Source organism: Mesorhizobium sp. M7D.F.Ca.US.004.03.1.1 (assembly GCF_003998635.1).
Taxonomy (GTDB): domain Bacteria; phylum Pseudomonadota; class Alphaproteobacteria; order Rhizobiales; family Rhizobiaceae; genus Mesorhizobium; species Mesorhizobium loti.
In genome coordinates this window covers 1-1,484 of record NZ_RZQG01001213.1, presented here as the reverse complement: position 1 = coordinate 1,484, position 1,484 = coordinate 1, and the positions used below count along the sequence as shown (strand labels likewise).

At 63.8% G+C, this 1,484-nt stretch carries 2 protein-coding genes; both read left to right on the top strand.

Annotated features, from left to right (window positions below):
• The coding region (locus EN935_RS35690; RefSeq protein WP_164771669.1) for an ATP-binding cassette domain-containing protein at positions 1–662 on the top strand (662 nt) is incomplete at its 5' end.
• A gap of 242 nt (positions 663–904) precedes the next feature.
• On the top strand, positions 905–1,484 hold a 580-nt coding region (locus EN935_RS35685; protein ID WP_164771668.1), incomplete at its 3' end, for a molybdopterin-dependent oxidoreductase.

Sequence of the window (1,484 nt, the reverse complement as noted above, 5' to 3'; positions counted from 1 at the left end):
AATCGAAGGTGCGCGGCCGCGTCGCCCAGTTCGGCCTCACCACTGAGAAGATGAACACCGCCGCCAAGGATCTGTCGGGCGGTGAGAAGGCGCGGCTGTTGATGGGCCTGTCGGCCTTCGAAGGCCCGAACCTGTTCATCCTCGACGAACCGACCAACCATCTCGACATCGACAGCCGCGAATCGCTGATCCATGCGTTGAACGAATTTCCCGGCGCCGTCATCCTGATCTCGCACGATCGCCATCTGCTCGAGGCGACGGCCGACCGGCTGTGGCTGGTCAAGGACGGCGCGGTCAACCCGTATGACGGCGACCTCGAGGACTACAAGACGCTGGTCACCGGCGTGTCCGGCGACCGCCGCGGCAAGCGCGAGGCCGACAAGGCGTCAAAAGCCGATCGCCGCCGCGATGCGGCCGCACGCCGCGCCGCCTTCGAGCCGCTGGCCAAGGAGATCCGCGCCACCGAGGCGCTGATGGACCGCATCCGCAAGCGCATCGACGGCATCGAGGACGAGCTGTCCAATCCGGCGGTCTATGAAAAGGATCCCTCGACGGCGACACGGCTGGCCAAGGAGCGATCGCAACTGGCCCAGACGCTGGCTGGCCACGAGGAAAAGTGGCTGACCATGTCGGCCGAATATGAGGAAGGCACGGCGGAGTGAGTGTGTCGAAGGAATCTTGGCTTGGGGCTGCGAAGGTTTTGGCGATCAATCCCGGGGCTGTCGTAAAATGTCCTGAATGCGGAGAAGGCAATCTGGTTACCGTCGACGCCGGCGCAGGGGCCGCGCATGTAGAACGCCATATGCATTGCCCAAAATGCGGTGCCTACAATGCGCTCTTCAAGCGAACTGACGGCGTGTAACTGGCCCTACACGTCACGCCCGAAAGCCGTTAGACAAGTGCCATGAACCAGCACACCAAGCTCAGGATCGGCCATTCGGCCTGCCCGCATGATTGCCCTTCGACCTGCGCTCTTGAGGTCGAACTGCTCGATGGCAACCGCATCGGCCGCGTCCACGGCGCCAAGGCCAACAGCTACACGGCCGGTGTCATCTGCGCCAAGGTCGCCCGCTATGCCGACCGCGTCCATCATCCGGACCGTTTGTTGAAGCCGCTGGTGCGGGCGGGCGCCAAGGGCGACGGCGCCTGGAAAGAAGCGAGCTGGGAAGCCGCGCTCGACCTCGTCGCCGAAAAGTTCATCGCGGCCGAGGAAAAATACGGCTCGGAGACGGTCTGGCCCTACTACTATGCCGGCACGATGGGGCTGGTGCAGCGTGACGGCATCGACCGGCTGCGCCACGCCAAGAAATATTCCGGCTTTTTCGGTTCGATCTGCACCAATCTCGCCTGGACGGGCTGGATGATGGGGGCCGGCGCCTTGCGCGGGCCGGACCCGCGCGAGATGGCGAAATCCGATTGCGTGGTGATTTGGGGCACCAATGCGGTGGTCACACAGGTCAACGTCATGACCCACGCCATCAAGC